Raw genomic sequence first — 6,440 nt, 5'->3', positions numbered from 1 at the left:
AGGTCGTGCAGCCCCAGCACCGCGGTGATGCGTCCCGGCGCGGCGTCGACGTCGTCGACCGTGCTGACCGCGGAGTTGATGCCGGCGTCCGCCCGGGCGACCGCCACGGCGGCGCCGCCGGTCGACGAGCCGTCCCGCCCGGCGAGCAGGACCCCCGAGCCGTGCGGCGCCAGCGCCGCGGTGAAACGCGCCACGCTGGCGCCCTGGTTGCCGGCGTCCGGGGCCAGCGCGCCGCCGGTGACGACGAGCGCGGCGTTGGCCGGCCCCAGGTGCTCGGTCGGCTGATAGGTGATGAACCCGGTGTCGCGCAGCGCCGCGAGCACGGTGGCCCGCTGCGTGTCGTCCACGGGCGGCACCGCCGGATTCGGGTTGGCCAGCAGGGCGATGCCCAACAGGTCACCGGCCTGCGAACCCTGGTCGACGAGCTTGGTGCTCAACTGCTGCCCGGCGGGCAGGATCGACGAGTTCACCACGGTCAGCAATTTCTCCGCCGAGTTGGCCTCGACGAACTCCGCGGTCAGTGCCACCGTCCCGGTCACCGTTCCGCCCGCCTGACCCACGAACTTCGACACCGCGGCGACGTCGTCGTCCTTGGCGTCGGGGGTGCGGAACACCACCACCGATTTGGCGCTCAGCGCGTCGTGCACGATTCGGCCGACCATTTGCGTGTCGAAATTGTTTGCCGCACTGAGCTTCTCGTTCAGCACATTTTTCTGATCGTTGAGTCCGTTGATCTGCTGGGTCAGGTCGCGCTTCTCGTCACGCAGGCTGGACAGCAGCGTGTCGGACAAGAAGCCAGAACCCAGCACCACTCCCACGGCCAGCGCCAGGAAGACGGCGGCCAGGGAGAAGGCGTGTTGGCGTAACGAGATCACGAGGCGGCGTCCTTAAGGGGTTACGTCACCCACTTCTGCACCATCAGGCAGAAGTGGTTCCAGTAGTCGGTGGCCCAGTGCAGCACCACGCCGTCGGTGCGCGACACCCACAGCGCGACGATGACGGCGATGAGCATGGTGAGCGCGAGCAGCGCGATCGCGCCGGCCGAGATGTGGTTGCGGTACAGGGTGGCGACCGCGCGGGCGTCGACGACCTTCTCCCCCACCCGCAGCCGCGTCAGGAACGTCGACGGGTTGCTGTGCGCGCGGGTGCGGTCGAAGAACGTCTCGATGTTGGCGGTGTGCCCGGCGGTCACCAGCAGCGCGGCGCCGTGGTGGTCGGCCAGCAGCAGGGCCAGGTCGATCGCCGAGCCGGCGGCGGGGAAGGTCATCGCCCCGACGCCCAGGTCCTGGATGCGTTCCAGGCCGGGCGCGTGGCCGTCGGCGTCGGCGGGAAGCACCACCTGGGCGCCGCACTTGAGGGCCTCGGTGCTGATCTGGTCGGGGTCGCCGACGATCACCTGCGGCCGATAACCGCCCTTGCGCAGCACGTCGGCGCCGTTGCCCACGCCGATCAACACCGGCTGGTACTCCTTGATGAACGGCTTGAGGGACTTGAGGTCCTCCTCGGCGCTGGGCTCGTCGGCGACGATCACCACGTGCCGCCGGCGCAGGTCGACGTCGATGTCCGGGATGCCGATGCCGTCGATGAGCAACGGGCTCTCGCTCTTGATGAACTCGATCGTGTTGCCCGCGAACGCTTCCAGGTGCGCGGCCAGGCCGCTTTTGGCCTCGCGCATCAGGTCGGCGATGTCGTGGTCGGTGCGCTCGGTGCCGCGGACCAGCCGGCGGTCACCGGAGTACACGCCGCCCTCGTGCAGCCGAATCTTGGCGCCGTCCTTGATCTTCTTGAAGATGTCGGGGCCGGTCTCGTCGATCAGGGTGACCCCGTTGTTGACCAGGACCTCCGGGCCGAGGTTGGGGTAGCGGCCGGACACCGACGGCGACGCGTTGATGACCGCGGCGATGTCGGCCTCCACCAAGGCGTCCGCGGTGATGCGGTCGAGGTCGAGCACGTCGAGCACGACGATGTCGCCGGGGCACACCCTGCGCAGCAGTCGGTCGATGTTCCGGTCAACCCGCGCGGTGCCGATGAGTCCCGGCCGGGCGGTGTTACGTGAGAGCAGCCCTGACATCTTCATGGGGGCGATTCTGTCGGCCGGTCCGGCGCGACGCGGGGAGGCGCGCCGTAACATCAGCCACAGAAGTTATCTAGAGTCCCACCAGTCACAGGCCGGTACCGACTGGGTCTCGACCCGTCACACCGGGGTTTGGGGGCGCGCTAGGCCTTTTCGCTCTGCGCCGTCTCGAGCAGCTCGCGGGCATGGGCGCGCGCGCTGTCGGAGTCGCCGAGGCCGGCCAGCATCCGCGCGAGCTCGGCCACCCGCTCGTCGCCGCCCAGACGCCGCACCACGCTGGTGCCGCGCGGGCCGGCCCCGTGCACCACCAGGTGGACGTCGCCGTACGCCGCGACCTGCGGCAGGTGCGTGACGACGATGACCTGGTGGGTGCGGGCGAGCCGCGCCAGGCGGCGGCCGATCTGCACGGCGGCCCGCCCGCCGACGCCGGCGTCGACCTCGTCGAACACCATCGTGGTGCCCGCGGCGGAGGCGGCCAGCACCACCTCCAGGGCCAGCATGACCCGCGACAGCTCACCGCCCGAGGCGCTCTTGGCCAGCGGCAGCTGGTCCATGCCCCGGTGGGCGGCGAAACCGAATTCGACCTGGTCGACGCCGTCGACGCCGGCCCGCGCCAGCTCGCCGGAGGGCAGCGTGAGCGCGGCGGGGTCGTCCGGGGTAACGCCGGTGTCGACGGTGACGCCGATGCCGAATTGCGCGTCGGCCATGGCCAGCCCGGCCAGCTCGGCGGTGACCTCCTTGGCCAGCCGCTTGGCGGCCTTTCGCCGGATATTGCTGAGATCGGTTGCGGCCGAACCTAATTCGCGGGCCAGCTCGTCCACCCGGGCCGCCAGCGCGGTCAGGCCCTCCTCGGAGACGTCGAGTTGGGCCAGCCGTTGCCGTGACTCGTGGGCCCAGGCGAGGACGCCGTCGACGTCCGCGGCGTACTTGCGGGTCAGCGTGCGCAGCTCGGCCTGCCGCGCCAGCTTGGATTCCAGCGCGCTGGCGTCGACCGGGAGCTCGTCGAGGAAGCCGCTCAGCTCACCAGCGGTGTCGAGCACCACGGTCAGCGCCTCGCCGAGCTGCCCGGCCAGCGCGACGAGCTTCGCGTCCCCGGTGGATTCCAATGTGGCCCTTGCCCGTCCGAGGCTGTCGGTGGCGCTGTAACCGCCGGAGCCGTCGGTGTCGTCCGCGGACAGCGCCGCGCGGGCCTCGGCCGCGGCCTCGCGCAGGGTGTCCAGCTCGGAGAGCCGCACGATCTCGGCGACCAGGGCGTCGTCCTCGCCCGGTTGCGGGTTCACCACGTCGATCTCGTTGAGCGCGAAGCTCAACCGGTCGGCCTCGAGCGCGAGCTCGCGCATCCGGCTCTTGCGGTCGACGAGGTCGCGGCGCGCCGTCGCCCACGCGTCGCGCAGCTTGCGGTAGCGCTCCAACGCGGCGTCGGCCTTGGCGAAGGTGTCCAGCGCGCCGCGCTGCTCCTCGGGCCGCATCAGGCGCAGCTGGTCGTTCTGCCCGTGCAGGGTGAGCAGCCCGGTGGTGAAATCGCCCAGCGATTTGGCGGGCACGCTGCGCCCGCCCAGGTACGCCCGCGACGGGCCGTCGCGGCTCACCGAGCGCAGCGCGATCACGCTGCCGTCCTCGTCGCGCTCCCCGCCCGACGCCGCCAGCATCTCGTCGAGCCGCACGGCCGTGGCCTCGTCGAGATCGGTTGTGGTGAACCGTCCTTCGACGACCGCCCGGTCGGCGCCCGAGCGCACCCGGGTGGCGTCGGCGCGGGCCCCGCCGAGCAGGTGCAGCCCGGTCACCACCATCGTCTTGCCGGTGCCGGTCTCGCCGGTCAGCACCGTCAGGCCGCGGTCGAATTCACCGACCGCGGCGCTGATGGCGCCCAGCGACTCGATGCGGATTTCGGTCAGCATTCAGCGAACACCGCGCCGCGCCGTCAATTTCCACGCCAGCCGGTCACCGGCAACCGGAACTTGTGCACCAGCCGGTCGGTGAACGGCGCGCTGTCCAGGCGGGCCCACTTGACCGGGGTGTCGCACCGGCGCACCTCGATGCGGCTGCCCGCGGGGATGAGTACCTCGCGGCGCCCGTCGCAGAACACCAGCGCGTCGTGGCCGCCGGCCTCCACCTCGATCGCGATGGTGGCGTCGGGGCTGGTGACCATGGGCCGGCCGAACAGCGCGTGAGCGTTGTTGGGCACCACCAGGATTGCCTCGAGATCGGGCCACAGCACCGGGCCGCCCGCGGAGAACGCGTACGCCGTGGACCCGGTGGGCGTCGACACCAGCACCCCGTCGCAGCCGAACGCCGACACCGGCCGCCCGTCGATCTCGAGCACCACGCCGAGCACGCCCAGCCGGGGGCCCTTCTCCAGGCTCACCTCGTTGAGCGCCCAGCCGTGTTCGATGATGCGGCCGTCGTGGCGCACGATGAGGTCCAGCGTCAGGCGGTTCTCGACTCGATAGTCGTGGGTGACAACGTGATCCAGGACCGTGTCGATGGCCTCCGCCTCGGCCTCGGCCAGAAACCCGATGCGGCCGAGGTTGACGCCCAGCACCGGAATGTCGGCGTTGCGAGCCAATTCGCCGGCGCGCAGGAAGGTGCCGTCACCGCCCAGCGCCAACACCAGCTCGCAACCCTCGGCGACCTGCGGGTCCGGCTCGACCACCTCGATCTCCCCGCCCATCGCCTGCAATTCGTGCGGGTCGAGCTGCCGGGCGCCGCGATCCACGGCCTCGGCGGACAACACGCGAAGCCCGATCTTGTTGTCGCCCAGCACCTTTTGCACGCGACGCGCGGTCTCGGTGGCCTCCTCGCGCCCGGTGTGCACCACCATCAGCACCGTGCGGTGCGCGGCGCTCACTGCGGGCCCTCGCTTACCGCACGCCGGACCGCCGACACCAAGCGGTCGCCCGTGAGCGCGCGGTCGGTCTCTGCGCGCAGCCACAGGAAGTATTCGACGTTGCCCGACGGGCCCGGCAGCGGGCTGGCGGTGGCATCCAGCGTGCACCAGCCGAGCTCGTCGGCGCGGCGGGCGACCGCCAGCACCGCGTCGGCGCGCAAGCCGGGATCGTGCACCACCCCGCCGGCACCGACCTGACCCTTCCCCACCTCAAACTGTGGCTTCACCATGGGAACGATATCCGCGTCGGGCGCGGCGCAGCCAGCCAGCGCGGGCAACACTGTGGCCAGCGAGATGAACGACAGGTCGGCGACCACGACGTCGACGGGCCCGCCGATGACGTCGGGCGTCAGGTCGCGGGCGTTGGTGCGCTCGACGACCCTGACCCGCGGATCGCTGCGCAGCGACCACGCCAGTTGGCCGTAGCCCACGTCCACGGCCACCACCTCGGTGGCACCGCGGTCGAGCAGCACCTCGGTGAACCCGCCCGTCGACGCGCCGGCGTCCAGGCAGCGCCGGCCCGCCACGTCGATCCCGAAGGCGTCCAGGGCCCCGAGCAGCTTGTGGGCGCCGCGCGACACCCAGCCGCGTTCGCCGTCGTCGGCGACGGTCAGCGCCGCGGTGATCGCGACGGCGGTGCCCGGCTTGCGCGCGGGCAGGCCGTCGATGCTGACCCTGCCGGCGTCGATCAACTCCGCGGCCTGCTGCCGGGACCGGGCCAGCCCGCGCCGGACCAGTTCGGCGTCGACGCGGGCACGTCGAGACATGCGCGCACTCAGCCCTTCTCCGCCGACTCCAGCGCGCGCAGCAAGACGTCGTGGGCCTCGGACAGCCGGCGGGCGATCTCTTCGAGTTCCTCGATCGAGGGTTGGACGTCGGGGTTCTCGGCGTCCCCGGGCTCGGGCAGCCGGGCCAGCAGCGTGTCGATCTCGGCGCGGATCTGATCGGGGTCGATAGTCATCGCGTCCCTACGCTAGTCACCGCTCAGTCGTCGCGCACCAACGACCAACGCCGCAGCGCCTCGCGCGCCCGGTCGTCGGCGGCCTCGATGCGCGGCTCCGCGCCGTCGGCGCCCCACACGGCGCTGGCGACCGCGCGCACCACCGACAGGCCGTCGTCCTCGCCGTCGTCTTCGCGGGCGGCGGCCACCGTGATCGCCCCGCCGGCCGCCTCGACGCGCCAGCCCGGCTGCGGTCCCACCGCGAGCCGCTCGCCGTGGCAGTGCAGCGAGCGCAGGTCGTGGCCGAGGTAGGTGGGGCGGCGGCCCGGGCGGGCGTAGACGGCGTCGCGCGCGGAGTTGACCCCACTGAGCACCATCAGGCTGGGCAGCCGCGCGGCGTTGGCGCCCTCGATGTCGGTGTCCAGCCGGTCACCGACCACCAGGGGCGCCCGGAAGTCGCCGCGGGCCGCCGCGTCGGTCAGCAGGCCGGGCGCCGGCTTGCCGGCCACCTGGGGCTCGGCGTCGGTGGCCGCCCGCAG

7 protein-coding genes are annotated in these 6,440 nt (G+C 72.1%); all 7 read right to left on the bottom strand.

Going from position 1 to position 6,440, the window contains the following annotated elements; translation table 11 throughout:
• Positions 1–875 (bottom strand): copper transporter (locus A5700_RS14920; protein ID WP_068074855.1); only part of this gene is annotated, 875 nt, incomplete at its 3' end.
• A gap of 20 nt (positions 876–895) precedes the next feature.
• The gene (gene steA / locus A5700_RS14915; RefSeq protein WP_068074852.1) at positions 896–2,077 is read right to left on the bottom strand and encodes a putative cytokinetic ring protein SteA; all 1,182 of its coding nucleotides are present in this window, start codon (positions 2,075–2,077) and stop codon (positions 896–898) included.
• Positions 2,078–2,217: 140 nt separating this feature from the next.
• Entirely contained in the window at positions 2,218–3,972 is a 1,755-nt protein-coding gene (gene recN, locus A5700_RS14910; RefSeq protein ID WP_068074849.1) for a DNA repair protein RecN, read from the bottom strand.
• A gap of 23 nt (positions 3,973–3,995) precedes the next feature.
• Positions 3,996–4,922: an NAD kinase gene (locus A5700_RS14905; protein ID WP_082959501.1), complete on the bottom strand. Its 927-nt coding sequence runs from the start codon at positions 4,920–4,922 to the stop codon at positions 3,996–3,998.
• Complete coding sequence (locus A5700_RS14900) at positions 4,919–5,728, bottom strand: TlyA family RNA methyltransferase (protein ID WP_068074846.1); 810 nt, start codon at positions 5,726–5,728, stop codon at positions 4,919–4,921. The genes A5700_RS14905 and A5700_RS14900 overlap by 4 nt, the downstream gene beginning before the upstream one ends.
• An 8-nt stretch (positions 5,729–5,736) precedes the next feature.
• The gene (locus tag A5700_RS14895) at positions 5,737–5,922 is read right to left on the bottom strand and encodes a hypothetical protein (RefSeq protein ID WP_068074843.1); all 186 of its coding nucleotides are present in this window, start codon (positions 5,920–5,922) and stop codon (positions 5,737–5,739) included.
• Between the two features lie 23 nt (positions 5,923–5,945).
• On the bottom strand, positions 5,946–6,440 hold a 495-nt coding region (locus A5700_RS14890; protein WP_156671228.1), incomplete at its 5' end, for an HAD hydrolase-like protein.

The sequence above is a fragment of the Mycobacterium sp. E1214 genome (assembly GCF_001666755.1).
Lineage (GTDB): Bacteria > Actinomycetota > Actinomycetes > Mycobacteriales > Mycobacteriaceae > Mycobacterium.
This window is presented reverse-complemented; position numbering and strand designations above follow the sequence as displayed.

Excerpts from the sequence above, each read along its gene's own strand:
- steA (WP_068074852.1), bottom strand. The coding sequence starts at position 2,077 with ATGAAGATGTCAGGGCTGCTCTCACGTAACACCGCCCGGCCGGGACTC.
- recN (WP_068074849.1), bottom strand. The coding sequence starts at position 3,972 with ATGCTGACCGAAATCCGCATCGAGTCGCTGGGCGCCATCAGCGCCGCG.
- A5700_RS14900 (WP_068074846.1), bottom strand. The coding sequence starts at position 5,728 with ATGTCTCGACGTGCCCGCGTCGACGCCGAACTGGTCCGGCGCGGGCTG.
- A5700_RS14895 (WP_068074843.1), bottom strand. The coding sequence starts at position 5,922 with ATGACTATCGACCCCGATCAGATCCGCGCCGAGATCGACACGCTGCTG.